At 62.3% G+C, this 26,795-nt stretch carries 25 protein-coding genes; 7 read left to right on the plus strand and 18 right to left on the minus strand.

Features of this window, described 5'->3' with window-relative positions:
• Positions 1-19: 19 nt before the first annotated feature.
• Complete coding sequence (locus tag KFE19_11970) at positions 20-2,122, plus strand: hypothetical protein (protein ID QUO37099.1); 2,103 nt, start codon at positions 20-22, stop codon at positions 2,120-2,122.
• A 193-nt stretch (positions 2,123-2,315) separates the two neighbouring features.
• Entirely contained in the window at positions 2,316-3,584 is a 1,269-nt protein-coding gene (locus KFE19_11975) for a trypsin-like peptidase domain-containing protein (protein ID QUO37100.1), read from the plus strand.
• 64 nt (positions 3,585-3,648) lie between these two features.
• Here KFE19_11975 and KFE19_11980 read toward each other — a convergent pair whose 3' ends face one another.
• The 10 genes from KFE19_11980 to KFE19_12025 all read right to left on the minus strand — a co-directional run bounded on the left by KFE19_11980 (position 3,649) and on the right by KFE19_12025 (position 14,923).
• Positions 3,649-4,317 (minus strand): HAD hydrolase-like protein, encoded by a 669-nt coding sequence (locus KFE19_11980; protein ID QUO37101.1) that lies wholly within the window; start codon positions 4,315-4,317, stop codon positions 3,649-3,651.
• Between the two features lie 186 nt (positions 4,318-4,503).
• A complete protein-coding gene (locus KFE19_11985) occupies positions 4,504-5,541 on the minus strand; it encodes a helix-turn-helix transcriptional regulator (protein ID QUO37102.1) in 1,038 nt (345 codons plus the stop codon).
• 111 nt (positions 5,542-5,652) lie between these two features.
• Entirely contained in the window at positions 5,653-6,366 is a 714-nt protein-coding gene (locus KFE19_11990) for a DUF1275 domain-containing protein (protein ID QUO37103.1), read from the minus strand.
• Positions 6,367-6,571: 205 nt separating this feature from the next.
• Positions 6,572-8,008, minus strand: a complete 1,437-nt coding sequence (locus KFE19_11995; protein ID QUO37104.1) for an FHA domain-containing protein — start codon at positions 8,006-8,008, stop codon at positions 6,572-6,574.
• A 2-nt stretch (positions 8,009-8,010) separates the two neighbouring features.
• On the minus strand, positions 8,011-8,730 hold the full coding sequence (locus tag KFE19_12000) for a serine/threonine-protein phosphatase (GenBank protein ID QUO37105.1): 720 nt from the start codon (positions 8,728-8,730) through the stop codon (positions 8,011-8,013).
• Between the two features lie 2 nt (positions 8,731-8,732).
• Positions 8,733-9,938 (minus strand): trypsin-like peptidase domain-containing protein, encoded by a 1,206-nt coding sequence (locus tag KFE19_12005; GenBank protein ID QUO37106.1) that lies wholly within the window; start codon positions 9,936-9,938, stop codon positions 8,733-8,735.
• 20 nt (positions 9,939-9,958) lie between these two features.
• Positions 9,959-10,792 carry a serine/threonine-protein phosphatase gene (locus tag KFE19_12010; GenBank protein QUO37107.1) on the minus strand — a complete coding sequence of 278 codons (834 nt, stop codon included), beginning with the start codon at positions 10,790-10,792 and terminating at the stop codon, positions 9,959-9,961.
• On the minus strand, positions 10,776-11,582 hold the full coding sequence (locus KFE19_12015) for an FHA domain-containing protein (protein ID QUO37108.1): 807 nt from the start codon (positions 11,580-11,582) through the stop codon (positions 10,776-10,778). Before KFE19_12015 ends, KFE19_12010 begins: the two co-directional genes overlap by 17 nt.
• Before the next feature lie 28 nt (positions 11,583-11,610).
• Positions 11,611-14,412: a leucine-rich repeat domain-containing protein gene (locus KFE19_12020; GenBank protein QUO37109.1), complete on the minus strand. Its 2,802-nt coding sequence runs from the start codon at positions 14,410-14,412 to the stop codon at positions 11,611-11,613.
• Between the two features lie 85 nt (positions 14,413-14,497).
• Positions 14,498-14,923, minus strand: coding sequence for a helix-turn-helix transcriptional regulator (locus KFE19_12025; protein ID QUO37110.1), 426 nt, complete (start codon positions 14,921-14,923; stop codon positions 14,498-14,500).
• Positions 14,924-15,041: 118 nt separating this feature from the next.
• On the opposite strand from KFE19_12025, the gene KFE19_12030 reads away from it, so the two are divergent.
• The 3 genes from KFE19_12030 to KFE19_12040 are packed head-to-tail and all read left to right on the plus strand — an operon-like array spanning position 15,042 to position 18,266.
• A complete protein-coding gene (locus KFE19_12030) occupies positions 15,042-15,740 on the plus strand; it encodes a serine/threonine protein kinase (protein ID QUO39621.1) in 699 nt (232 codons plus the stop codon).
• 1 nt (position 15,741) lies between these two features.
• Entirely contained in the window at positions 15,742-16,998 is a 1,257-nt protein-coding gene (locus tag KFE19_12035) for a hypothetical protein (protein ID QUO37111.1), read from the plus strand.
• Between the two features lie 14 nt (positions 16,999-17,012).
• A complete protein-coding gene (locus tag KFE19_12040; protein QUO37112.1) occupies positions 17,013-18,266 on the plus strand; it encodes a zinc ribbon domain-containing protein in 1,254 nt (417 codons plus the stop codon).
• A gap of 83 nt (positions 18,267-18,349) precedes the next feature.
• On the opposite strand, the gene KFE19_12045 is transcribed toward KFE19_12040, so the two are convergent.
• Positions 18,350-18,775, minus strand: coding sequence for an NADH peroxidase (locus KFE19_12045; GenBank protein ID QUO37113.1), 426 nt, complete (start codon positions 18,773-18,775; stop codon positions 18,350-18,352).
• A 70-nt stretch (positions 18,776-18,845) separates the two neighbouring features.
• Here KFE19_12045 and KFE19_12050 point away from each other — a divergent pair, with 70 nt between their 5' ends.
• The gene (locus tag KFE19_12050; protein QUO37114.1) at positions 18,846-20,057 is read left to right on the plus strand and encodes a site-specific integrase; all 1,212 of its coding nucleotides are present in this window, start codon (positions 18,846-18,848) and stop codon (positions 20,055-20,057) included.
• A 55-nt stretch (positions 20,058-20,112) separates the two neighbouring features.
• On the opposite strand, the gene KFE19_12055 is transcribed toward KFE19_12050, so the two are convergent.
• From KFE19_12055 to KFE19_12070, 4 genes are all read right to left on the minus strand, one after another.
• The gene (locus KFE19_12055; GenBank protein QUO37115.1) at positions 20,113-21,147 is read right to left on the minus strand and encodes a WYL domain-containing transcriptional regulator; all 1,035 of its coding nucleotides are present in this window, start codon (positions 21,145-21,147) and stop codon (positions 20,113-20,115) included.
• A gap of 105 nt (positions 21,148-21,252) precedes the next feature.
• Positions 21,253-21,828, minus strand: coding sequence for a tyrosine-type recombinase/integrase (locus KFE19_12060; protein QUO37116.1), 576 nt, complete (start codon positions 21,826-21,828; stop codon positions 21,253-21,255).
• 149 nt (positions 21,829-21,977) lie between these two features.
• Positions 21,978-22,628, minus strand: coding sequence for a SprT-like domain-containing protein (locus KFE19_12065; GenBank protein QUO37117.1), 651 nt, complete (start codon positions 22,626-22,628; stop codon positions 21,978-21,980).
• 128 nt (positions 22,629-22,756) lie between these two features.
• Positions 22,757-23,035, minus strand: a complete 279-nt coding sequence (locus KFE19_12070; protein QUO37118.1) for a hypothetical protein — start codon at positions 23,033-23,035, stop codon at positions 22,757-22,759.
• A 212-nt stretch (positions 23,036-23,247) separates the two neighbouring features.
• Here KFE19_12070 and KFE19_12075 point away from each other — a divergent pair, with 212 nt between their 5' ends.
• Positions 23,248-23,469 carry a helix-turn-helix domain-containing protein gene (locus tag KFE19_12075; GenBank protein ID QUO37119.1) on the plus strand — a complete coding sequence of 74 codons (222 nt, stop codon included), beginning with the start codon at positions 23,248-23,250 and terminating at the stop codon, positions 23,467-23,469.
• Between the two features lie 354 nt (positions 23,470-23,823).
• On the opposite strand, the gene KFE19_12080 is transcribed toward KFE19_12075, so the two are convergent.
• From KFE19_12080 to KFE19_12090, 3 genes are all read right to left on the minus strand, one after another.
• Positions 23,824-23,967 carry a hypothetical protein gene (locus KFE19_12080; protein ID QUO37120.1) on the minus strand — a complete coding sequence of 48 codons (144 nt, stop codon included), beginning with the start codon at positions 23,965-23,967 and terminating at the stop codon, positions 23,824-23,826.
• A gap of 320 nt (positions 23,968-24,287) precedes the next feature.
• Positions 24,288-24,731, minus strand: coding sequence for a type IV toxin-antitoxin system AbiEi family antitoxin domain-containing protein (locus KFE19_12085; GenBank protein QUO37121.1), 444 nt, complete (start codon positions 24,729-24,731; stop codon positions 24,288-24,290).
• A 12-nt stretch (positions 24,732-24,743) separates the two neighbouring features.
• Positions 24,744-26,618 carry a hypothetical protein gene (locus KFE19_12090; GenBank protein QUO37122.1) on the minus strand — a complete coding sequence of 625 codons (1,875 nt, stop codon included), beginning with the start codon at positions 26,616-26,618 and terminating at the stop codon, positions 24,744-24,746.
• Positions 26,619-26,795 lie beyond the last annotated feature (177 nt).

Below are 26,795 nucleotides of genomic sequence, written 5' to 3' on the forward strand. Positions count from 1 at the left end.
CGGAATAAAGAGGTTGGATATGGTTCCAAAGGACGCGGACAATCGATATGACGATCTGCTCTCCGGCGGCGTGCCCGCCGCCTCGGAGGACTACTCTCTGGAGGAGATCCTGGCGGAGTTCGGCGCAGGGGAGGAGCAGCGGCTGCTGCGGGGCACCGAGGCAGAGGAGACACCGCCCTCCGCTCCGCCGCAGCCCCGGCAGAGGGAGGCCGCTCCTGCTCAAGCCCCGGCGCAGCCCCGGCGAAAGGAGGCCGCCCCGGCCGTCCCGGCGCAGCCGGAGCCGCCGGAGGCGGAGCTGCCCCCCGCCCCCCGGCCCATCCCGCTGGAGGAAGTGGTGGGCAGCACCGTGGACGCGGTGATGGAGGAGAGCCGGGAGCCTCTGCTCAAGCCCCGGCGGCGCCGGGGCCTGTTCTCCCGCAAGCCCATGGAGGAAGAGGAGACGGAGGAGCTGTACCAGCGGCCTCCGGCCCCTGAGCCGGAGCCGGAGGCAGAGCCCATCGGGCCGGAGCCGGACCTTGTGGATGTGTCGGAGGCCTGCCGCCGGGAGAGCCGGATCCTCAGCGCACCCCTGCCAGCGGCGGCGGTGGTGTCGCTGCTGCCGGCGGTGCTGCTGGCGGCGGAGACCTACGGGCTGGAGATCCCCTTCTGGACCGGACAGGTGAAAAACCAGTGCCTGGTGCTGCTGGGCTGTCTGGCGGTGGTGTCGCTGCTGGCCCGGCGGGTGTACCTGCGGGCGTTCCGGCTGCTGAGCCGCAGGCGCTGCTCCAGCCAGCTGCTGGCAGTGCTGTCGGCTCTGGCCTCGGCGGCGGACTGTGTGCTGTATCTGACGTCCCAGGCCCGTTCCGCCGCCATGCCCTACGCCGCCGTCAGCTGTATGGCGCTGACCTTCGCCCTGTGGGGCGCCGCCCGGGAGGGCGAGGGTTATCGGGATACCTTTCGGGCGGCGGCTGTGGACGACGAGCCGCCGTACCTGGTGACGGAGACGGAGCGGGGCGCCTGCAAGCAGCGGGGCGCTGTGCGGGGGTTCTACACCACCGCCGTCCGGGACGACGCGGTGACGGTCTGGCAGGCGGTGCTGCTGCCGGTGGTGCTGGTGGCCACGGTGGTGTTTGCCGGGCTCAGCTCCCTGGGCCAGGGCAGGGGGGCGGACTTCCTGCTCAACTGGTCCGCCATATTGGCGGCGGGAGCTACCTTCGCCCTGCCCCTTTGCTGGGCGCTGCCCTTTTCCAAGCTGGCCCGCCACCTGCAAAAAACCGGCTGCGCCGTGGCCGGCTGGAGCGGGGCGGAGAAGATCAGCAGCCAGCGCCGCATGATTTTGACCGACGGGGACCTCTTTCCCCCGGGCACCATCCAGCTCAACGGCGTCAAGGTCTTTGGCGAGGAGCTGGGACAGGCCGCCTCTTACGCGGCCACGCTGGCCCGGTGCGCCGGGTGCGGCCTGGAGCGGGTCTTTGACGGGCTGCTGCGCAGCGAGGGCGGCCGCTATCAGGAGGCCCAGGACTTCAGCTTCTACGAGGAGGGCGGCTATTCCGCCACCATCCACGGTGAGACGGTGCTGCTGGGCACCGCCTCCTTCATGCGGAAGATGGAGGTGCGCCTGCCGGGGAACATCAACCTCAAGACCGGGATCTTCCTGGCGGTGGACCGGCAGCTGGCCGCGGCCTTCGCGGTGAAGTACCACGCCGCCGAGAATGTGGATTTCGCTCTGCGGATGATGCGCCGCAGCCGGGTGACGCCGGTGCTGGCGTCCCGGGACCCCAACATCACCCCGGCCCTTTTGAAGCGCAAGTTCCACAAGGGCGTGAAGGTGGAGTACCCGGACCTGACGGACCGGGTGGCCCTCAGCGAGGCGGAGCAGGACCGGGGACTGCCCCGGGCGCTGATCTTCCGGGAGGGCCTGCTGCCCTATGCTGAGGCCGTGTGCGGCAGCCGCCGGCTGTGCCGGGCGGTGCGGCGGGCGGCGGGGCTGTCCTTCTTCGCCAGTGCCGCCGGGACGCTGCTGACGTCCTATCTGGCGTTCCAGGGGTCCTACGACCTGCTCTCCCCGCTGGCGCTGCTGGTGTTCAGCCTGCTGTGGACGGCGCCGGTGCTGCTGATGGCCGACTGGACCGGCCGCTACTGAGCCGGAACCCACCCGAAAAACAGCGGAGGGCCGCCCGCCGGGCGGCCCTTCATTGATTGATTGGAAGAATGCCGTAAGGCCCCCATTGTCTGCCGGAACGCTGCGCGGGCACAAAAACGCCCGGGAGCAGTGGGACCTGTTCCGGGCGGCACCGGGGCTGTTATAAAATTCATGTGAATGGAGGCAAGCTGCCATGAAAAGAAGATTCCTCGCCGTATGCTGTGCCCTGGCCCTGGTGCTGGGTGCCGTTCCCGCCGCCGGCGCCCTGGAGGGGGAGGCCCGGCGCGCCGCCGATATCCTGGTGACCCTGGGCCTGACGGACGATGCCGGCGATCTTACCGCCCCCGCAACCCGGGGCCAGGCGGCGGAGCTGCTGGTGAAGCTGGCCGGAGCGGAGCAGGAGGCCGCGGCCTCCCGCTGGACCGCCGGGTTCCTGGACGTGACGGCCCAGGCGGCCGCCGCCGTGAACTACGCCGCCCGCCAGGGCTGGATCAGCGGCGTTACGGCCACGGCCTTCCAGCCCGGCAGGACCGTCACCGCCAATGCCTGGAGCGCCTTTTTGCTGCGGATGCTGGGATACAGCGACAAGGACGGGGACTTCACCGTCACTGACGCCGCCCGCTTTGCCCAGCGGATCGGGCTCTTTCCCGCCGCCTGGGACGGCGCCATGACCCTGGGTGACCTGTATGAGACCGCCGCCGCGGCTCTGACCTTCTCCTACCGGGACGGCAGCGGCACCGTGATCGGCCGCATGGTGGAACAGGGTGCCGTCACCCGCTCCGCGGCCAACGCCCTGGGGCTCCTGACCCCCACCCTCACCGCCCGGCAGGCGGCGGACCGGTACGCCTCCGCCGTGTTCTGCCTCCAGGTCTACGAGAGCCAGGAGGCACTTCGGGAGAATACGCCCTCCGCCGCGGCCAGCGGCTTCTTCATCCGTGAGGACGGACTGGCGGTTACCAATTACCACTCCATCGAAGGAGGGGAGACCGCCTTCGCCATCCTCTCCACAGGAGAGGTCTGCGCCGTGGAGAGCGTGGTCTACTATGACAGCGGCATCGACATCGCGGTGCTCCGGATCGCCCGGACCACCCGGGACGGCACCGCTGTTTCCGCTTTCAACCATCTGGACATGGTTTCCACCGCCGACGTCCGCCCCGGCGACACGGTCTACACCATCAGCAACCCCCTGGGCATGGGCCTGGCCGTCAGCACCGGCGTCATCAGCGCCACAGACCGGGAGGTGGAGCGCTACGCTCTGCCCTGCATCATGAACACCGCCGACATCTCCCAGGGCAGCAGCGGCGGCGCGCTGCTCAACGAGTATGGCCAGGCCATCGCCGTCACCTCCGGCGCCTACCTCTACGGCAACAACATGTATCTGGCCGTCCCCATCGACCCGGTCCTCACCGCGGACCTGACGGTCCCCGGCCAGCCCCTGGCAAAGGCCTCCGGCGCCGCCTGAGGCCGCCCTCCGCGCAGCAAAAGGCCGCCCCTTTCGGGGCGGCTTTTTCCGTCTGTGGTATTTGTCAGCGGCAGTCCCCGTGATCCAGCAGGAACGCCTCCAGCTCCTCCGCCGTCCGGACCACCGCCACGGCGCCGGCCTGCGCCAGCTCGCCGGGGGCGGCGTAGCCGAAGAACTCCACGCCCACGCAGTCGATGCCGCATTCCCGGGCGCCCAGCACGTCGAACTTCCGGTCGCCCACCATCAAAATGGCGGGTTTGTCGGCCTCGGTGAGGCCCAGGCGGCGCATGGTCTCCCGGATCACGTCCGCCTTGCTCCAGTCTCCCACCGGCGGGCTGCCGGTGATGGCCGCCATGGAGGGCGCGAAACCGAACTTCTCACAGATGGGCACGCACATCTCCTCCGGCTTGGAGGAGGCCAGTGCCAGCACGAAGCCCCGCTCCTTCAGCCGCGCGCACAGCTCCGGCATCCCGGGAGCCGCGGCGTTTTCAAACTTCCCGATGGGCGCGTAGCGCTCCCGGAACAGACGGATGCCCTCCAGGGCCTCCTCCTCGGTGAAGCCGCAGTACTCCATGTAGGAGTCCTGAAGGGGCGGGCCGATGAAGTTCAGCAGCGTCTCCGTCGGCGGGACGGGCCGTCCCATCTTCTCCAGAGCGTAGCGCAGGCAGTTGAGGATGCCCTCCTTGGAGTCGGTCAGGGTCCCGTCCAGATCAAAAAATATGTAGTGATACATCAAATCTTCTCCTCTTGTCTCTCACGGAGAAAATTCTATCATGCCCGCTCCGCTTTCGCAAGGGGGCGGGAGCCGTTTTTCCTCTTTGGGCAAAAAGGAAGTGCCTCCGGGGGATTCTTTTGGAAAACATCCGCAAACAAATGCCGGGGCGGTGCCAAGCACCGCCCCGGCATGACGTCCCGGCACTCAAGCCGGGCGGCCGGCTTCTCCGTCGTCCCCGCCGGTGGAGCGTGCCCGCTTCCGTCGGGAGAGGATGCTTTTCACGCCGCCGGCCAGCAGTCCCAGCCCCGTGAGGCCCCCTGCCGCCAGCACCGCCCGCCGGAGCCGCAGCCAGGGCAGCACCTCTCCGTCCCGCTGAGCCTTCATCTGGGGCCACCACTCGTCAAACCGGGCGTCCTGCATCACGTCCTCTCCGAACCGCTGGATCCAGGGGGCGATGGCGGCGTCAAACTTCCCGTCCGCCCAGACCCACAGCGCCCAGAACGCCGCCAGCCACACTCCGGCGGCAAAGAGCAGGGCCTTCTGCCCCCGATTCAGGCGCGGTCCCAAAAGCCCCCGCTCCGGCCCCGCCAGGCGCCGCCCTGCCAGGGTGAAACCCGCGATCAGCACCAGCAGCCCTGCGCAGAAGATCACGGGCTTCCACTGGTCGTGGGTATAGGGGACTGTCAAGGTCCCCAGGTCCACGCTCTCCCAGTCCGGCGTCCCCAGCCGCAGCAGGCACACGAAGGCGTACCACTGGAGGGCGGCGGAGAGCAGGAGCTTGCGCAGCAGGTTCAGCCAGAAGGCGCCCTCTGCCTCCACGCCGCCGTACCGCACCGGGTGGGCCGCCAGCACGAAGCCGATCCACCCCATAGCCACCGACAGGGGCAGCGCCGCCAGGCTCACATAGGGAATGCCCAGCCGCGCCGTCACCGCCAGGGCCAGGGATACGGCAAAACACACGTCGAACCGCAGCCGCAGCCGGGACATGAGCCGCCGCTTCAGCGCCGCCGTCTCCGGCGGGCTCTCCTGCCGCAGGGTCTGGCCCGCCAGAATGTCGTCGGCGGTGACGCCGTACAGCTCCGCCAGGGCCGGCAGTACCGTGATCTCCGGGAGCCCTCCCCCGGTCTCCCACTTGCTGACGGTCTTGTTGGAAACGCCCAGGATCTCCGCCGCGGCCTCCTGGGTCAGCCCCTTGGCCTTTCGCAGCATGGCGAGATACGCCCCGGTCTTGTTGGTGTCCATGGCCGTCCTCCTTTCTCTCTGGGTCCATGCTACCGGATGGGGCGGAAACTGTCCACCCCCGCTGGCGGAAGCGGACTCTGCGGAGCGCAGACTTCCTCCAACTCCCTGGGATCACAGGGCTCCCGGCGCGCCGCTCTCCGTTTTCAGATCCGCCCACAGCAGATCCGCCAGCACCCAGGCCAGGGGGATCAGGGCCACCCAGATGGCCTTGCCCTGGATCCGGCGGCACAGCACGGTGGACAGCACACCGCCCAGCACGAACACCGCCAGCATCCCCAGGTGGCACAGGCTCCGCCGGACGTACTGCCGCTCCCGGGTCCGCAGGGCCATGCAGCAGGCGATGCCGGTCTGGCGCAGGTGGTTGGTGCAGAAGGTGGTGGCCATAGGAACGCCCTCCGCCGCCCGGAAGGTGTTGTACTGCATGGAGCAGATGAAGTTGATGGCCACCTGGGAGATCTGGAAGGGCGCCGTCTCCGGCAGCAGACCCAGGACGAACACAGCTGCCATCTCCACGGCCACCAGCACCGTCTCCCACTGGGTGGGCAGGCGCCAGCGGTCGGAGGTCCGGGCGGCCTCCGACAAAAAGGCGCCCAGGAAATAGGCGCTCATGGGGATCAGATAGTACAGGGCCTTTCCCCAGTGGGCGTCGCCGGCCGCCATGGCGAACAGCACGAAGTTGGCGGTCTGGGCGTTGCAGAACACGCCGCCCCGGATGGTGTAGGTAAAGGCGCCGAAGTAGCCGCCCACAAACATCAGGATGGTGAAGATCCACCACCGCTGGCTCTCCGGATAGTCCGTGCCGTCCCGTTTGCGCAAATGAAGCATCCCGGTTCCTCCCGATCCGCCGCACCGGTCTTTTGCGGCGTTTTTCTCCATGATAGTACGGCCTTCGGCCGGATTCAAGAAAAACCTGCCCGCCGGAGGGAAAAGGGAGGGGACCGCATTGCGGTCCCCTCCCGAAAGATCCCCAGACAGTGTGTCCGCCTCCCGCGCCAGTCCCACGAGGGGCCGGAGGCGCCGGAGAAGGCGCTCAGAACTTCAGCTTCCAGACCACCTCGCCGGTGGTCAGGGTGTCCCCGCTGCGCAGGGCGCAGGGCATGGAGATGGCCGTGCCGTTGACCCGGGTGCCGTTCTGGGACCCCAGGTCCTCCAGGTACACGGTGTCCTCCGCCAGGAACACCCGGGCGTGCCGCCGGGAGACGGAGGGGTCGTCAAAGACGATGTCGCAGGTGCCGTCCCGGCCCACGGTCAGCTCCCGGACCAGGGTGTATTCCGGGCTGTCCCCGGCCAGGGTGCCGCAGACCGTCTCCACCCGCAGGAAGATCCCCGCCGCCTCCGGAGCCGGAGGCGCGGCCGGGGCCGCCGGGGCGGCGGGCTGTTTCTTTTTCCGAAGCAGCACCGCGGCCAGGGCCGCCGCCAGCACTGCGGCTCCCCCGATGATCCACACCAGGGGCGGCACGGCGGGGCCGCCGTCCGGCTCCTCCGCCGGGGCGGCCTGGGCCGCCGCGCCGGTGTTCCCGGAGGGCGGCAGCTGGACCGGCGGCTCCGCCTGGCCGTCCGCCGTCTCCGCCTGCTCCGGCAGGTCCACGGTGCTCTCCGCCCGGCACAGCAGCTCGCCGCCGGAGGCGAAGGTGACGGTGAGGGGCTGGTCCGCGCCGGAGGCGGTGCAGCCGGTCAGGTCGAAGCCGGTGACCAGCATGGCCCCGTTGAGGGCGGCCAGCTGCTCCGCGGCCTCGGCCGCGGCGGCGGGATCCGCCGCCGCGCAGCTGGTGCCGCCGGAGGCCTCCGCCAGCAGGCCCAGGGACTCGATGGCCCCGCTGTCTCCGCCCACGCCCACGGCGTGGAGCATCACGTCCGAGCCGCTCAGCCGCTCCAGCAGGTCCTCGTGGGAGACGCCGCCCGCCGGGTCGTACTGGACGGCGTCGGACAGCACCACCATGCACCGCAGCTCACTGCCCTCCCGGGGGATGGCCTCGAAGGCGTCCAGAGCCTGGTCGATGCAGCTGTGGAGGCGGGTGACGTCCTCGTCAAAGGGCAGGGCCTCCATGGCCTCCGCCAGGTCCTCCGCCGGGATCTCCTCCGCCGACAGGGAGAAGGCGTCGCCGAAGGTGGCCAGGAGGTAGCGGGTGTGCTCGCCCCCCTGGGCGGCCAGGGCCCCGGCGTAGGCCGCCAGCTCCTCCCGGAAAGGCGGCATGGAGGTGGAGTTGTCCACCAGCAGCAGATAGGTCACGGGGGATCCGGCCTGGCGCACCGTCTCCAGGGCGTGGGCGGCGGAGAAGGTCTGGCCGCCGATCCCGGCCCGGGCCTGGGTGACGGGCCGGTCGGTCTCCGACAGCTCCACGTAGGTATACAGGGTGCTGCCCTGCACGAAGGCCCGGACGATCTCCGCGCCCTCCGCCGCCAGGGCGTTTACGCACAGCAGACCCGCCGCGGCGCAGGCCGCCAGGGCCCCAAGCAGTCGTCTCATGGTCATTCCTCCACAAATACGGTGATGAGGGAAAAGTTGTCGTTGCCCGGCGGGGTGCGGCGGATGTGCCGCAGCAGCATCAGCCGGGCCCACTGCTCCGGGGTCTGCGCCTTCAGGCAGTCCGCCAGGATCTCCTCCCGGTACACATACTCCCAAAAGCCGTCGGAGCACAGCAAAAAGGCCTGGCCCGGTGCCAGGGGCGCCGAGGCGGTCTCCGGGGAACAGGTCTCCCGGCCCAGCACCCGCAGCAAACTGGAGCGGTCGTCGTCGTGGTAGACGTCCATCCGGGAGATCTCGCCCCCCAGGAACTTGCGGTAGGTGACGGAGTGGTCCGCGGTCAGCTGGGTGCAGCCGCCCTCCGCCACCCGGTAGAGCCGGGAGTCCCCGATGTGGCCCCAGAGGGCAGTGTCCCCCTCCAGCCACAGCGCCACGGCGGTGGTGCGCATCTCCTCCTGGCCGGGGAGCTTCTGCCCCTCCAGGATATCCCCGTTGGCCCGGACAAAGGCCTCCCGCAGGGCGGTCTCTCCGGCCTCGCCGGCGGACAGGCAGGCCCGGCAGACCGCCTCCGCCGCCAGGGCGGAGGCCACCTCCCCCCGGCCGTGTCCGCCCAGGCCGTCGGCCAGGACGAACACCTCCCGGCCGTTGCCGTGGCCCAGGCGGAGGCTGTCCTCATTGTGAACCCGGCCGCCCTGGTTGGTATAGGAATAGGCGGTGATCGTCATACTCACTCCACTTCCAGGCACACGGTGTTGGCCGCCTCGCCCAGGTAGATGGCGCTCTTGGGCGGCAGCTTCACCGGGGTGTCCGGGGTCAGGCGCTGGCCGTCGGCCAGGAAGGTGCCGTAGGTGGAGCCCAGGTCCGTGACCACGAACACGCCCTCCCGCCGGTCAAAGTAGATCTGGCAGTGGCGCGCGCTGACGCCGGGGGTGCCCTCCTGATAGACCAGGCGGCACACGGCGGCGTCCCGGCCGATCTGGACCGGCTGGTGGTGGAGCTGGACCGCCTGTCCGGCGTGCTGGGGAGCGGTGGACCGCAGCACGGGGGTGCCCTGGGCCTCCTTGGGCTCCTCCGCCGCCGGGGCGGGAGCCTTCTTCTTCCGCAGCACCAGCACCAGGACCACGGCGATCACCACCACGGCCGCGGCGATGCCGCCGTAGAGGGCCAGGTTGGAGCCGGTGTCGGCCTCATAGAGGGCGTAGGGGATGCTGTTGCGGTCCAGGATGGGCAGGATCTCGCTGATGCTCACGGCGTAGAACAGGTTCTGGTCCAGGTTGGACGCGGCGGTGTTGATGCCCAGCACCGCGCCGCTGCTGTCCACCAGGGGACCGCCGGAGTTGCCGCCGCTCATGGCGGTGTCGGTCTGGATCAGGCGGCGGCCGGTGCCGCTCTCGGTGAGGAAGCGGCTGACGCTGCCGGTGGTGACGGTGGCGTCGTCCTTGCTGAAGGAGGTGACGGCCTGGATGGTGATGTCTGCCGCCAGGGGATAGCCCACGGCGTAGACCTCGCTGCCCAGCATGGCCTCCTCGGGCTCCCGCAGCAGCAGCGGCTCCCGCAGGTCCGTGGCCTTCTCCAGCTTCAGCAGGGCCACGTCCTTCTCGGCGTCGTAGTCCACCAGATAGGCCTCCTGCTCGCTGTCCTTGTCAAAGACGGCATAGAGCTCACCGCCGCCCAGAGCCTTGCCCACCAGGATGAATTCCTCCACCACGTGGCAGTTGGTGACGATGTACTGGGGATCCTCCCCCTGAGGGCCCACGAAGAAGCCGGTGCCCTGCCAGTAGTTCATGGTGCCGTCGTCGTCGGGGGCGCCGGTGCGGATCATGACGATGCCGTTGAGGGTGTTCTGATCGAAGGCGGCGCTGGCCGGGGCCGCGCACGCCAGCGCCAGGACGGCGGCCAGCACCAGGGCCGCAAGATGACGAAGTTTTCTCATACCACACACTCCAAATCGTTTTATTTGCAGGAAATCAGGATCCCGGTGAAGTTGTCCTGGGCGGGGAGGTCCTTTTCCAGCACCATCTGCTCCAGCAGGGCGCAGCCCTCCTCCGGCCGCAGGGCCATGGCCTCCATCAGCTCCGGAGGGGTCAGCACGCCGCTGACGCCGTCGGAGCACAGCAGCAGCGCATCGCCGGGCAGCAGCGCCAGGGGCCGCAGGCTGCGGTCCACCTCCTCCAGGCGGTCGATGCCCACGAAGGAGGTCAGCCGGTGGGCGTCCTCGTCCTGCTCCGCCCGCTCCCGGCAGATGACGTCCTGCTCCAGTTCCCGGGCGTAGAGGGTATTGAGGAAGGTGTGCTCCCGGTTGAGCTGGAACACGCCCCCGTCCCGCAGGAGGAAGATGGCGCTGTCTCCCACGCTGACCCAGTGCAGGGCGCTGCCCCGCAGATGGACCGCCGCCAGGGTGGTGCCGCTGGCGCCGGAGAAGCGGCGGAACACCTCCCGGCTGACGGCGTGAACACTCTCTGCCAGCCAGGCGGGGATGTCCGTGTCGGGGCCGCAGTCCCGGAACCGGGCCAGCAGGTCCTCCACGGCGCTCTGGCTGGCCTCCTTGCCGTCGGCCATGCCGCCCATGCCGTCGGCCACCACGGCCAGGAGGCCCTGGCTGCGGCGCAGGTCGGGGCTGGCCGCGTTCACCACGGCGAAGGAGTCCTCCTGCCGTTCCCGCCGGCCCACGCCCTGGATGTTGCCCACCTCCACCGTCAGCCCGCCCGGCTCCCGGGGCAATTCCCGGGTGACGGAGGGCTCGGTGACCCGCCGGGAGCGGCCCAGCAGGTTATGTAGCAGACCCATGGCGGTCCCCCTCTTTGTCCTCCCAGCGGAACCGCTCGCCGCACAGCGGGACGAACAGCAGCTTGGTCTGGCCGAAGTCGATGAGGTCGTAGGCCTTCAGCGGCATGGGGGAGAACAGCTCCTCCCCGTTGAGATAGACGATGTTGCGCCCCTCGCCGGGGATGAGGTTGAAGCGGTTGTTGCGGTCGCTGTAACTGATGCGGGCGTGGTTCTCCGCCGAGATGGTCATGTCCCCGGTGACGGTGATGTCCATGCGCTCGCTGCGGCCGATGGCGTTGATGCCGCCCCGGACGGTGTAGCTCTTGCCCCGGCTGGGGCCCTCCACGCAGACGAGCCACCCCACCACCGGGTCGAAGCCCATCTCCTGCTGCATCATGGCCACGGTCTTGCCCGCCTGGGCCACGCTGACGCCCAGGCCCCTGGGCGGCGCCGTGGGCTCCGGCGCAGGCTGAGGCGCGTAGCCCCTGGGGGGCATGGTTTTGGAGGGGGCCGTCACCGGCGTGGGGGCGTAGCCCCGGGGCGGCTGGGTCCGGCTGTCCTCCGTGGCCGGAGTATAGCCCTTGGGCGGCTGGGTTTTCTGGGGCGCCGTCACCGGCGTCCGGGACAGCGGCGCCGTGGGCTGGGGCGCCGTCACCGGCACCGGGGCCGTGGGATTGACGGCGGTGGTCCGGACCGGGGCGGTGCGGCCCGCCGCGGCCACGGTGATCTGCTGGTTGGTCTTACAGTAGGGGCAGGTAGGGTACTTATCCGGGTCATAGAGATGTCCCCGCCCGCATTCGATCTGTGCCATGGGGTTCCCTCCTCCTATCTCTGATGGGTCAGCTGATATCCACGTTGGTCACATGGGACACCGGGGAGGTGTCCAGATTATCGGCACTGTTGTTCAGGGTAAAGCTCTTGAGGTTCGTCAGGTTCGACAGGGCGCTGATGTCCCGGACGGGATGGTCGTAATTGCCGATATACAGCGTCAGGGTCTGCAGCTCCGTCAGGCTCGCCAGGGCGGAGAGGTCGTTGTTGACGACATTGCTGTTGATGTACAGCTCCGTCAGCCCCGTGAGGCTGCTCAGGGGGGCCAGGGAGATGCCCGGGTCGTCGTAGCCGTTGTTGCCGTAATAGCGCAGGGTCTTGAGCCCCGTCAGGCCCTTCAGGGGCGCCAGGCTCTCCACCGGACCGTCCACATCCAGGGATTGCAGCTGCGTCAGTCCCGCGAGGCCCTCGATGTTGATCGGCGTCTTGAAATCATAGTCCCGGCTGGGCAGGTCCAGGGACTGCAGCTTGGTCAGGTTGGTCAGAGGCGTCACGTCGGTATACATAGCGCCAGAGCCGTAGAGCTGCAGCTCCCGCAGCTCCGTCAGGTTCTCCAGGCCCTGGAGGCTCTTCAGCCCCTCGGTCCGCACGGACAGGGACTGCAGCTTCGTCAGACCCTCCACGCCCTTCAGGGAGGAAATGCCGGAGTCGCTGCCGCTCAGCCGCAGCTCCCGCAGATCCGTCAGGCCGGAGAGGAAGCTCAGGTCCTCCACATAGTAGTTTCCGGAGAGGTTCAGATTTTGCAGCTTCGTCAGGCCCGACAGCACGCTCAGGTCGGTCACGTTGCCCACGTTCAGGTACAGCTGCGTCAGCTTCGTCATGCCCGCCAGGGCGCTGATATCCGACAGGGAGTAGTAACCGCTGCTGTTGTAGTCGTCCAGATTCAGCGTCCGCAGCTCCGTCATGCCCGCCAGGGGGGCCAGGCTGATGATGCCGCTGACATTCAGCCGCAGCTCCTGGAGCTTGGTCATGCCGGACAGGGCCTCCAGATGGGTGACGCCGTTGGCGCCGGAAGTGCCGTTGTTGCGCCCGATCTCCAGGCGGGTCAGGCCCGTCAGGTTTTTCAGCGGCGTCAGGTCCAGGTCCTCAAAATCGCCCCAGATATAGACCTCCTGGAGCTTGGTCATATTTTCCATGAAGGAAAGGTCGGAGATGTAGTTGTTGCTGCCGTTGAAGTTCAGGTTCTTCACGTTGACAAGGCCCGACAGCACGCTCAGGTCCGCCTCGCCCACATCGTTCAGCTGGAGGTACTCCAGCTTGGTCCAGCCGGACATGAAGGACAGGTCCTCCACCGGGGAACCGTAGTAGTTGAACTCCGTCAGGTTGGTCAGGCCCGACAGGGGGCTCAGATCCGTCAGGTTGGGGTTTTCCCGCAGGTCGATGTACTCCAGCTTCTCCAGGCCCGCCAGGGGCGAGACGTCGGTGATGTCGTTGCTCCCCAGGCGCAGGCTGTTCAGCTCCGTCAGCGGCTCCAGGGGGGTCAGGTCCGTGATCTCGTTGCCCTCCAGGCTCAGATAGGTCAGGTTGATCATGTACTGGAGATCCTGGATATCGCTGTCCGTCAGGCCCATGTTCTCCAGCTCCAGCCGCCGCTCGTCGGTGCTGTATGTCTGGCCCTGGATGGTGATGGAGGGCACCGCGGACTTTTTGAGGGGACTGCCTCCGCCTCCGTCTCCGCCGCTGCCGCCGCCCAGGAAGCTGGAGGCGATCACCAGCGCCAGCACCGCCGCGGCGATGGCGCCGAAGAATTTGGGCCGCTTCTTCACCTTCCCGATCAGTTCATCCAGCTGGCTGCCGGCGGTGGGCGCCGCCGGGGCCGCGCCGGGCAGGTCCACCACCCGCTGGCTCTCAATGGCCTCCAGAAACTCCGCCGCGCTCTGGAACCGGTCCTCCGGCTGGACCGCCAGGCCCTTGAGGATGGCCTTGTCCAGATACTCCGGGATCTCGATGCCGAGCTGCGAGATGGGCACCAGCTCGTCCTTGTCCAGCCGCTCCAGGCTCTCCGGCGGGAGATACCCGGTGATGGCCGCGTAGAAGCAGGCCGCGCAGGAGTACACGTCCGTGTAGGGGCCCTGGCGGCTTCTCCGGATGTACTGCTCCTTGGGGGCGTAGCCCACCTTCAAAATCACGTCCAGGCTCTTGGACTTGTCGCCGATGGAGTACCGGGCGGAGCCGAAGTCCAGGAGCTTGACCATACCGTCTTTGGTGATGTAGATGTTGTCCGGGGTCACGTCCCGGTGGATGAAGCCCTCGGCGTGGACCGCCGTCAGGGCCTGGAGGACGGGGATCATCACGTTGAGCGCCTCCTCCACGCTGACCTTGCCGCCGTGGTTGGCGATATAGGTCTTGAAGGAGATGCCCTCGATGTAGTCCATGACGAAGTACGACGTGTCGTTCTCGTCGAAGTAGCTGGTGACGCCGGCGATGTTGGGGTGGCCGATGAACTTGGCCAGGGTCCGGGCCTCCTCCAGAAAGCGCTCCGCGCCGTAGGTGAAGGCCTCGGTTTTGCTCTCGGCCAGGACGGAGACGGTGGTCCCGTCCACACGGGTGGCAAGCTCGCTGGGCATGAACTCCTTCACGGCCACCTTGGCGTTCAGCTGGGTGTCCAGGGCCAGGTAGGTGATGCCGAAGCCGCCCTGACCCAGCACCCGGCCCACGATGTAGCGGCCATTGAGCACTGTCCCGGCCCGGAGGGCCGTGGGGAATTTCTTCTCGTTTTCCGCCAGGTCAAAGCCGCAGTGGGGGCAGGGACCCCCGCCCTCCGGCCGCTCCTGGAAGCAGTTGTAGCAAAGGGTGGATACACTGGTCGGCATGATGCATTTCTCCCATCCGCAGTTGTTGGGGGGCGGGATCGCTCCCGCCCCCGGCGTATTCAGGTGCTTTCTCCAGAGGCGCCGCCTAGAACAGCGTCCCCTCTCCCTGGGCAAAGAGCATATCGTTGATGGCGTTGAGCTCCGTTCCGTGCAGGAGCCCGTGGCTGATGATGGCGTCCCGCCGGCTCCGGGGATAGAGCTGGGCGTAGGAGGCCTGCTGAAGCAGCCGCTGGGTCTCCTCCAGCGTGGCGCCCAGGCCGATGCACAGGCACAGCAGCCGGTCCCGGGAGGGCTTGCGCCGGCCGGAGAACACCTGGTGGAGGTACACCTCGCTCATGCCCGCCTTCCGGGCCAGGGCCGCCTTGGACAGGGACTTCTTCTCGTAGAGCGCCTGGAGCAGCTCGGAGACGCTCTGATCGGCAAAAAACGGCTGGTTTTCCGTCAGATAGGCGTCGATCTCCGATTCGCTCATCAGCTCCTGGATCAGTTCCCCTGTACTCTTCTCCTCCACACTTTTTCCCCCCTCTTTACTTCCAAAGTGAAATTGTATATACTAAATTTACAACGTTTTATAAGGCGATACAATATGCTCTCTGCATAGTATCCGCGGTTTGGGGGAGGGATTTCCCATCTACACCTGGCTGTTGGACATCCTGAAAACCGAATACGACGAGGTGCGCCTGCTCAAGGAGGGCCCCCGTGGCAGCGTGCGGCTGCTGCGCCACCGTGCCACGGGGCGGCGCTTTGTCCTCCGCCGCTTTACCGGCAGCGGGGAGGTCTACCGGAAGCTGCTGGACTGCGCCTGCTCCAATCTTCCTATGATCTACGAGGTGGCGGAGGGCGAGGGCGAGACCGCCGTGCTGGAGGAGTACATCCAGGGGGACACCCTGGGCTTTTTGTTGCAGGGCGGCCTGTTCCCCCCGGAGCAGACCCGGAAGATCGTCCTCCAGGTCTGCCGGGCATTGTGGGTGCTCCACTCCCTGGGCGCCGTCCACCGGGACGTGAAGCCGGAGAACATCCTCCTGCGGGGGGATGAGGCCGTGCTGATCGACTTCGACGCCGCCCGGCTCCACAAGCCCGCCCTCAGCGCCGACACCCAGATCCTGGGTACCACCGGCTTCGCCGCCCCGGAGCAGTACGGCCTGTCCCAGTCCGACCCCCGGGCGGACATCTATTCCGTGGGTATCCTCATCAATGTGATGCTCACCGGCCAGCACCCCTCCCGGAAGCTGGCGGAGGGGCGGCTGGGCCGGGTGGTGGACCGGTGCACCCACGTCAATCCCCAGCAGCGCTATCAGAACGTGCTGCGGCTGATGGAGGCGCTGTGACATGGATCAGACCTCAAAATCCTGCCCCTACTGCGGGTCGCCTCTGCCCCGGGCCGCCGCCTTCTGTCCCCACTGCGCCCAAAGCCTCCGGCCCCGCAGGACCATGGCGCCGCCCCTCCGGCGGTGGCGGCGGCTCCTGCGGCCTGCCGTGATCCTGGCGGTGCTGGCGGCGGCCATGCTGGCGGGCTGGCGCTGCCTGGCTCCCCGTACATTCGACGCCTACGGCCAGGTGACCTACACCGACGCCGATGGCACCTATCAGCTGCTGGTGACCTTTCAGAACGAGCGCTTCACGCCCCAGCCGGAGATCACGGAGCAGGCGGAGGCGGACGGGGAATACCGGATGCCCTCCCGCCTGTTCATCAACCATGTGGACACCGGTGCCAACGCCGGGCAGATCTTCTTGCAGAAGGTGGAGTGGGCCTCCGCCGAGCTGCTCCAGCCGGAGGACAGCCCCTCTCCCATGGTCTGCTCCCAGCCGGAGTACCGGGACTTCTCCCCGGACTCCGCCCTGGTCTCCCTGGTGGATTTCACCGGCCGCAGCGCCCCGGCGGAGCTGGTGTGGACCCTCCGCATGGAAAACGGGGACACCATCCGCCTGCGGCAGAAGATCGCGGCGGAACTGGTGGAGACCTATGACTTCGGCCCGGAGGACGCCCCCATGGACACGACGGAGGACCTCCAGGCCCTGGTGGACCGGATCGCAGAGGAGGTCCCTCTGCCCGCCGTGGTGAACCTCCACCTGCCCGCCGTCACCTACCAGGGCGGCCTCACCATCGGGGACCGGCCCATGAACCTCTTCGGCTCCGCCGACGCCTCCGGCCGCCGCACCGCCTTCACCGGCACCGTCCGGGTGGCCGCCCCGGACGGGCCCATCTGCTACTTTCACGACCTGGACTTCACCGGGGACGGTAGCGGCGTGGGCGTGTCCGCCTCGTCCCGCTTCTGGGCGGAGAACTGCGCCTTCACCAACTGGAAAACCGGCGTCCTGGGCTACGGGGACGTGTGGGTCAACGTGATCGGCTGCCGCTTCACGGGCAACGGCGTGGGGTTCCACTTCAACAGTGCCGGCAAATACGCCACCCACACCCTGTACAACGACAATCTCTTTGAACACAACGGCACCGCTGTGCTGCTGGAGCGGGTGCCCACAGAGGAGACGCTGAATTTCCAGGGCTGCCGGTTCACCGGCAACGGCACCGACATCGACAACCGCTGCGGCCATTCGCTGGAGATCGCCCAGGCCGTCTTTGAGTAAGGAGGAGACCGGATTTGGAACGCATCTGTCCCCACTGTGGGGCCCCTCTGCCGGAGGAGGCCTCCTTCTGCCCCCGCTGCGCCCGGGACATCCATCCCCGCAGGACGGCGAAGCCCCCGGCGCCCCTGCGGAAAAAGCGCCTGCTGGGCCTGCTGGTCCTGGCGGCGCTGATCGCCGGGGGCGTATACTGGGCGCTCCAGGCCCGTGCGCCTCAGGTCTACGACGGGGTGGGCGAGGTGATCTACACCGACGGAGACACCGCCTATCAGGTGCTGGTGGCCTGGCCCAACGACCGCTGCGCCCCGGCGCCGGACATCTACCAGAACGGGCGGGCGGAGGAGACCACCCGCTGGCCCTCCCGGCTGTATGTCAACTACAAGGATACCGGCGCCGACGCCTGGGACGAGTTCTCCGCCCGGGTGGAGAGCTTCCGGGTGGAGGTGGAACAGGACGCCCGGGGCGCCTCGGAGCTGACCGCGGAGGCCCCCACAGTCCGGGACGACTACTCTCCGGACGCCGCCATGGTCTCCACCCTGGACTTCACCGGGGACTGCGGGGAGCCCCAGGTGGTGTGGGTCCTGGAGCTGACCAACGGGGACGTGATCCGGGTCCGGCAGACCATGCACGTGACGCTTATCAACACCTACGTCTACGACTACCACGACTACCCCATGGAGACCCTGGAGCAGCTGCGGACCCTGCTGGACCGGATCGAGGCGGAGACGGACCGGCTGGACGAGGTGCTGGTCTACCTGCCTCCGGTCACCTACACCGGGAAGCTGGAGCTGACCGGCCGCTCCTATGAGTTCCACGGCTGCACCGACGGGACCGGCCGCACGGTGTTCACCGACACCGTCCACGTGGCTACGGAGCAGGCCTACTGGCTGAATTTCTTCTACGACATCGACTTTGTGGGGGACGGCTCCGGTGTGGGGTTGTCCTTCTCCGTCAGCGGCCGGGCCACGGACTGCACCTTCACCGGCTGGAAGACCGCCGTGCTGGGTTACGGCTACGCCTGGGTCAACGTGATCGGCTGCCATCTGGCGGACAATCAGGTGGGCTTCCACTTCAACAGCACCGGCCAGAGCGCCAATCACTCCCTGTACAACGACAACCGCTTCGAGAACAACGGCACCGCCGTGCTGCTGGAGAGCGTGCCCACGGACATGACCCTGGATTTCATGGGTTCAGTGTTCACCGGCAACGGTATCGATATTGACAACCGCTGCGATCACAGCCTGGACATCTCCCAGGCGGTATTTTCCTGAGCGGCCTTCAAACGCATAAAGAGCGCGCCCCCGGCCGGTGGCCGGAGGCGCGCTCTTTATGATTGAAAGGGGGAATCGATCTCTTAGCCGAAGTAGCGCTTCAGCAGGCCCTCGAAAGCCTTGCCGTGACGGGCCTCGTCGCGAGCCATCTCATGAACGGTGTCGTGGATGGCGTCGAGGTTGAGCTCCTTCGCCTTCTTGGCCAGCTCGAACTTGCCGGCGGTAGCGCCGTTCTCGGCGTCCACACGCATCTCCAGGTTCTTCTTGGTGGAGTCGGTCACCACCTCGCCCAGCAGCTCGGCGAACTTGGCGGCGTGCTCGGCCTCCTCATAGGCGGCCTTCTCCCAGTACAGGCCGATCTCGGGGTAGCCCTCCCGGTGGGCCACACGGGCCATGGCCAGGTACATGCCCACCTCGGTGCACTCGCCGGTGAAGTAGCCAAACGGCTTCGCCGTTCGGCGCCGGGGAACAGATGAAAATCCCCTATTCACATAAAAAATCAGTTGCACATGTGCAACTTTTCACATGCTGCAATTCCCATAGAGTTGCACCCAAACTTGCACATTGGGAGGCAATCACATGGGAACTGAAAGCAGCGCAAGCGTATTCCAGCTTGCAAGCGGGATGTGGGCGTTTCGCTACACCTTCACCAAAAATGGGAAACGGGTATCAAAACAGGTCAGCAAAGATGAAAGTGGAAATCCGCTGAAAAGTCGGAGGGCAGCAACCAGGGCGCGGCAAATTGCCATTGACAATGAATTGAATGCCCGCAAGCCAAAGCCCACGGTACGGAAAACTGTTCAAGAGGTCTATCAAGAATACTGTGCCAATGGCCGAAGTGACCGGGCATACACCACCAAACGCAAGCAAGACAGCCTTTGGAAAAACCACCTTTGCGCCCGGTTTGGGGAGCGGTACATTGATGAAATCAGCGCGGCGGAGGTGGTGGACTACTTGACGGAGTTGTATTGCAGCCGGGGTCTCTCCTATCGCTATGTGGAGGGCTTCTTGAAGATGTTCTATCTGCTCTTCGGGCAAGCCTATTCCCGGAACTATCTCGATGTGGACAGCTACAACAAGCTCTGTGTCAACAAAGATACGAAAATCCACATGCCAAAACTGAAAACGGATGATGATTTGGATATTGTGTCATTCAACCGGGAAGAGCTTGTTGTGCTGGATGATTACTTCCACGGTACCAACGCGGAAACGGCGTACTTGCTGGGCCGGTATTGCGGTCTGCGTATCAATGAGTGCTACGGCCTGAAATGGTCGAATGTTGATCTGAAAAACGGCACGATTTTGATTGACCGACAAATGCAATACCAGCAGGGGCGTATCAAGCTGGTGTCCCTCAAAACCCGCAACGCAAAGCGTACAATCCAGATGTGCGACAAATTGAAAGTGTACTTTCAAGGTCTGGCGGAGCGGCGGGAGCAAGACCAGTTCCGCCTTGCTGACTTACGGGAACAGAACCAGCGTATTATTGAGGATTTGGACGGGAGTAAAATTTCCTCCACGGAGCTTGTGAACTGTCTGCCTGATGGGAAAATCCAGACGGTGAACTCCATGAAGTTCCACACGCGGGCGGTTAAGGCCAAATGCGGGATAATGTTCAAATATCATTATCTGCGCCACACATACGGGACTATGATGGCGGAGCTGAATACACCCCAGCACCTACTTTGTTCGCAAATGGGGCACGGCAATATCCAGGTCACACAGCGGTATTATATCGCCCTCTCCAAAGCGGGGATTGATATTCTGCGGGAAAATCTCAATCGGCTATAACTAACAACTTTTGAAAAGAACGGGGCCAGAAGTGACAACTTCCGGCCCCGTTCTATCAACTCTCTTCAACTTGGTATCTTGTTTCAATATCTTCCAGAAACTTTTTCATACTCTCCACCACATCGGGAGGATTTATAATCGCCGCTCTTTTACGGAAACCGCAAACCCACGCGAAAAACTGGTCGCTGACTTCCACATTGGCGGTCACAACAAAATGCTTTTCATCATCCTGCCTGTAAAATACATCGGGGCTTGTTCCAAAGCGTTCAATCGCCGTATCAAGCAGCGAATTGATGAAGCGGATACTGACACGCTTTTGCGTCCCGCCAAACATGGAGAACACGCGGCGAGTATAGCTCTCCATATCCAGCTCGGCAAACACCTTTGCGCCCTCTCTCGGTTCATCAACGGCATTTACTTCCTTCATGCGGTCAATGCGGTATGTCCGCATGTCCTGGGCTTTATCGTCAAAGGCCAGCAGATAATAGTTACCCTCATTTATCAGCAGCTTATAGGGGCTGACCTTATAGGTGGCCCCCTTGCGGCGCTCCACCTGTTCACCCTTATTTTGAAGTGTATATTTCAGATATTTGAAGGTGATTTTTTGCGGAGTGTGGGGCTTTCCGTCCTGCTTGGTAGCCATAGCCGCATAGATAACGCCGACAGTCAGCAAAATGTTGTTACGGGTCGTTTTCACACGGTCACAGAGGAACACTTCTTTTTGCAGCTCTTCCGCCTGGTAGATACTGCAAAACTCGCTGATGGTCTGCACAAGCTCCTTGGCCTTGGACGCGGATATAAACTTGGCCGCATGTACGCACTCGGCCAGCAGCCGCAAATCGTCAAATTCAAACTGGCGGGACAATAGCCGGTATTTGCCGCCCTGTCCCCCGGCTATGTCCATCCCATACACATCCCGCAGGGCGGCTATATCCCGATAGATGGCGCGGCGCTCTACATCAATCCCGCACTCTTCCCGCAGATAATCCACAATGTCCCCGGCGGTGACTGGATGGTTTTCATCTGAATTTTCCAGAAAGTATTTCGCCACAAAGAGCGTTTTCACTTTTTGCTTTTCTGCTCTTGCCATGTGTGCCGCCTCGCTTTCCCGGTCTTATATCCAGTGTACCATAAAATCAGGGAAAAGGCAGCAGCGAAGTTATAGGGGGCCGCTCCACTATGAGCGGCCCCCCTGTCAAATAAGCTGTGCGTGGTTCTGTATTGCCGTTTCTATCCGCTGTGGCTCAATGCCGATATAGCGCTGTGTCACGGCGGCGGAGCTGTGTTGTAGTAGCCTCTGCACCAGGGCAATATCATAGCCGTTTGCCTTATAAATCTCGGTGGCGTACCACTTGCGGAAGCTGTGTGTGCTGATACCCTCAAATCCTAAATAGTCGCACACGATATGAAGCTGCTTCTGTATGGCTCGCTCGGTGATGGGAAAAATCAGCGCATTTCTGTCTATGCCGTTGCGCAAGCAATAATTTTCGATATATTGCTGGATAACAAGCGGAACCGTGAACACGCGGCGCTTGCCTGTTTTTTGCTCGGTGATTTCCAGGCGGTATCTGTCACCATCCCGTACAATATCACAAGGCCGCAGCTTCAATATATCGCTGATACGCAAGCCCAAATTCCCTTCCAGCACAAGGGCGGTGGCTATGCGCTCATTGGAGCGGCAACCGCTGAACCCCTCGCGCATGGTCTGGATTATCTCTTTATATTGCTCGGTGGTGAGCGCCTTTGTTTTCTTGTTCATGGTGGCCTCCATCGTCAAAAGTTCGTTATTTCAAGCGGGAAAGTTCGTGTATTTGAAGCGGCGGCGGAAAAGTCCCGGAATACCTTGATTTTGGTGTTCGTATTTGTTGAATTATACGAACTTTGGGGAATTGGGTGGGGATTGCTCCCCACCCTTCCCTGTCACCCCGCAAGTACCATCGGTGCGCTGCAATCTAAACAGGCTATGTGGACTTCCTTTGTCGCTCGGACGGAATTCCCGCAGCAGGGGCAGATATATTTCCGTGTGCTGGACGTGCGCGGCGGCGGTGGTGTGGTGCCTGTTCCGCTGTGTGTCCCTGTCCCGGTGATATGGAACCCGGCAAACTCGTTGCGGCTTATGAGAATGTCGGTCAAACCATTCTCCAATATGAAGTCCAGCAGCTCGTCAGAGGGGCTTGTGTGGCTCCACCCGTATTTGTCGCTGTGCTCCACGATTAAGCCGTGGGCTTCGGCGGCGGCCTTGAAGCGGCGATTGTGGTAGGTGTTCCCCCGGCTGCAATCCTGCACGCCGTTCTCGTAGTTGTAGTAATGTACCATTTCGTGAAGCAGGGTCGCGGCCACTTCCTCGATGGGCCGGGCCAGTGTCCCGGCTCCTATGTTGATTTCGTGGGTGCCGCCCAGCTTGGACACCCAGGTATCTTCCCGCAGGGAAAAATGGCCGTAGGCGCGGGGCGTGGATTGAATGGTGATCGTCGGCCTTGAAAGTGCATTTTCAAAAAATTCAGCGTTCAGCAGATCAAAAACCTTATTCAGGTACCCGGCCACGCGGTTATAGCTTGTCAGTTCTTTCATGTCTTTTTCTCTCCTATTCTTGATTTTGGGGAGAGGGCAAGCTATAATGGTCTTGCCCTCTCCGTTGCGGTTTGGGTAAAGCTCTTTGTCCTCTGCTTTGGTCGGCGTGTGGGACAAGGGGCTTTTCTTTAGGCGCTGATGGAGAAGCGGCGGCTGGCGCTCTGTTTGGTGTACTCCTTATACAGTTCGCCGTGGGCCTTCTTAAAGGCCGTAGTGTCAAACCGATTGGAAAGAACCGAAGTCCAGCGCACGATATACTTTCCAGCGGTCATTTCCTCGGTGTCGCGCTCCATCATTTCAGCCTTGATACTGTCCCGAATGGCCTCTGCCTCTGCTTTGGCTTCCTCGATAACGGCTTCCCACTCGTTCAGCGCCTCGATTTTGGCTACCAGTTCATTCTTGCTCATAGCTCATTCTCCTTTGCTTTTTATTTGGGGTGTTCCCCTTAACTGATTATAGTTTACACCTTTTTTAAGTGTAATTCAATTCGCAAAATACACAAGTTTTACACTCAAATTATGTGTAATTTTAGCACTTGAAAAAGGTGTAATTTTGTGTTAGAATAAGGACAATGGAAAAGAGGCGCAATTTTTGGAGCGCCCCGGAGGGAGGGCCAAACATGCCAATCAAATACAAGGTTGATGTAATCGCCGCGCTGAAAGAAGCCGGGTACAATACTACCAGAATACGGAAAGAGAAAATCATGGGAGAGGCCATGCTGCAAAAAATCCGCAGCGGTCAAATGGTGTCGTGGGCCACCCTTGAAACCATTTGTGGGCTGCTCAACTGTCAGCCTGGCGATTTACTGGAATACGTCAGAGAGGCCCCGGGCGATAGGTAATTTATGGGAATTACAAAAGACCACTAATGTGGATTACGGTAGTACGAAAATCCAGCGCAGCGCAAAAAACAGGGTGCGCGTCGTGACGTTCGCCACGACGCGCCAGCTTCAAGCAATACTTGGGAGGTGCCGCCATGTTCGGAGATACGGATTTGCCCCTTGCCCTTATCATGGAAGAAATACTCGGCTGGGAGAAGAAGCCCGGCGAAAAGGATGAAGAAGAGAAAGAAAACACACAACTTTCATCAACTTCCAAAAAGTCTTGAACACAAAAAGAGAAGTCGGAGAAAAGATTTTACATCTTTCCCCGACTTCTTGATTTAACGACACATCTTTGTCAGATCAGCGCGGCTCTCATTTGAAATAAAGGCGAACGGTCTTATCTATTTTTTCTTTCACGGCCTTATCAAGCTCTTGTTCGGCTTTGACCTGTATCTCCTTAGCGCTGCTGTCTATCACGCTTTGGGCCAGGGCGTTCACCAAATCGCGGCGCTGCATGAGATAGTCATAGAACCTTTGGCGGCGGCTCTGTTCGTCTTGCCAGCTCTCTTTTGCCCTCTTGTAATTCTCTAAAGCAGTTGGAGCGGAACCGCTCTGTGCGGCAAGGACGCTTTCAATCCAGTGGGTACGGTTGGCCTTGTCTTGGCGCTCGAAATCCTACAAAATTTGAAGTAATTCTTTGAACATTGTTGTGTTCCTCCTTCATTGATTTTTTTGAAAGTGTACTTTCAAGTGCGGAAGCGGAAACCCGGCGTACCCCGTGGGGATTATATCTTTCTCTTTTAACCCCTTCGGGGCGTGCCGGGTTTCCGCTGGAATTACACTGAAAGCACCAAATAGTAACCTCGTTTTATCCTTTTTAGGACACCGCTATCAATCAGCCTCTTTCTCGCTTTATCATCGGTGTACCCCATTTCTACGAGCTGTTTCGTTGTCAAGGTATCGCCTACCTTTACTGCCCCACATGCGGCGGAGAAACGCTCCTGCACTCTTCTCTTGCCCTTCTCCTTGTTCCTGGCGGCGTTGGTTTCCTGGTTGTATTTTGCCATCTCGCCGGGGGCCTTCAAGTCCCGGTTGTCCACAAATTCAACATCGGTATAGTAATCAATCACAAATTTGTAATCGGCGGCGGGTATTGCCCCGGACAGAGGGAATGGAGCGGAACCGCCCACAAAATATTCATTTATCCACTCTGTTATTGCTTTGCAATCCTCTTGTGTAAGGGTGAGGTATCTACCGTAACGGTCAAACTGATAATACATGGTGGGCCGAACCTATTTCCACATTTCTAAATAGCTGCAACGGAAGGCCCGGCACCGATCTAAAACTTCAATCAGCTTTACTTGCCAGCGCTCCCAGGTCATTGAGCTTCCCGTGAAAAGCGCTCTGTCCTCCTGGTAGTCAACGGAATAGCACCATGTCTGCTGTGCGGCACCATCCAGCTTCATCCCCACGCCAAAGGTCACCAGCTTGGCTAAACCGTTGGGCCAATGCAAGCGGGACAGTAAATCATCGGCGGTTTTATTGTCCTCTTCGCGCTGGCAAAAGAAAATCAAGTTCCATCTGTCCTGTTCGCTCACTTCTTCCAATCCATATTTCCACGCCAAAATTTCATACATCAATTTGGTACGCTGTCCGCCTGTCAGCCGCAGCACATCATCCGCAGCTTGCCCCAGGAACTTCACGCGCTTCTTGACTTTGTTGTATTGGTCGGGGAAGGCCAGCTTGAAGAATTCTTCCCGTTTGGAGCGGTTGCCGTTCCAGACAATCCAATGCCCGGTTCTCTGCTTGCCGTTCTCTTCTGTTGTCACATTCTCCCAGGCAATCGGAAGGTCGCGGAATGTCGGCTCGGCGGCAGCTTCTTCCAGCGCGGCGGAAGTATCCTCTTCGAGCGGCAGCGGGAGTTGTGGCGCTGCTGGTTTTACTTCTGGAACCCAAAGGGGCGGAGATGCTTTTGCAGCTTCATAAAGGGCCAGAAACTTTTCCTTCCCCTTGTCCACGGGCGCGTCCTTGTGGTCGAGCGGAACCCCGGTGTTTGGCAAATCAATGATACGGCGGAATTCCATTCCGCCAATATCCTTGATTTTTTCGGCCATTCCCTTGGTTCTCTTATTATACAAATACCAATCGTGGTCATATTCTGATTGCTCTTGATATTGTTTGTCAAACGCAAAATATATCTTTCTGGCTCCGCACTCATAGAGCATGTTAATGTGGTTGAAGTGACAACCAAAGGTGTGTGACGCCACGGTGTTCTTAATACCCCATTGGTGGGCCAGCATAACACTCTTTGCGCCCTCAAAAATAATGGCCTCGCCGCTTTCCTTGATGTATGGAGCGGCGATGTGCAAGCCGTAGAGGTTCAGGCTATTGGGAAAGCTCCATGACGTTTTTTCTTCGTCTGGAAGCATTTCCCGGTATTTTTCTTTTCTGATTAAGGGCACATATTTTGCTCTTGGAAATAACATCGCAACCTTATAAGGTGCGCCTGGATATTTCTTATAGAACTCTTTCCGCAGCATTCGGAAACTTCGTTCATACAGGCCGACAATTTCGCCGTTGATATTGTGGTGTGGAAAAACAATGGAACCGTTCTCCGGGTAATAAGCTACTTGGTATTTTTGGAGCATTTCAACGGAAATACCATCTTCCGTGTGCCATCTCAGCTTTGCCAAAGTTTCTGGTGTATTGTCAAACTCGGAATAGAGTTCATCAATAATGTGTTGAGGAATACCCTTTAGCGGCTCAATGTGTTCCAGCTCAAAAGGACGCTCTTTGTAATCAAAATCCACTTTGGCTGGACGGCGATTTGATAAATCAATCGGCTTTCTACATTTTCCAGATTGATGCCGCTCTCCATCAATCCAATCTTCGATGTATTGTTTTGCGAGGTCAGGGTCAGGCAAATCCAATGTTCGCTTTACCCATGTGTGGAGCAACATACCGCCGCCGCACTCACTGAAACAGTTGACCTTTAGCGTGGTAGGGTCAAACAACGCTGAATGATTTTCGCCATGGTGACAAAGGCCCAAAACTTGAATAGACTGTTTGCCTCTGCTATTTACCCATCGTGGTTCTGCATGAAGGTCTTCAAACAGGGAAAAGAACTCTTCTGGATTAAGGCGAGTGATTTTATCCTCATAGGTCATGCTATCCCCTGATGGCGACAGGTTCTAATTTTCCATCTTTTGGCTTCCTTTCTTTGTAGATTTAAGCAAACAGTAGGAAGCGTGTTGCCAGCACTTGGCGTTGCTGCCCGGAAGCATAGAACGGAAGCGCTCTACAAGATGGAAGGCCGCAGCGCCTTCATCCTACTGCTTGTTTAA

It is taken from the genome of Dysosmobacter sp. Marseille-Q4140 (genome assembly GCA_018228705.1).
Lineage (GTDB): Bacteria > Bacillota > Clostridia > Oscillospirales > Oscillospiraceae > Oscillibacter.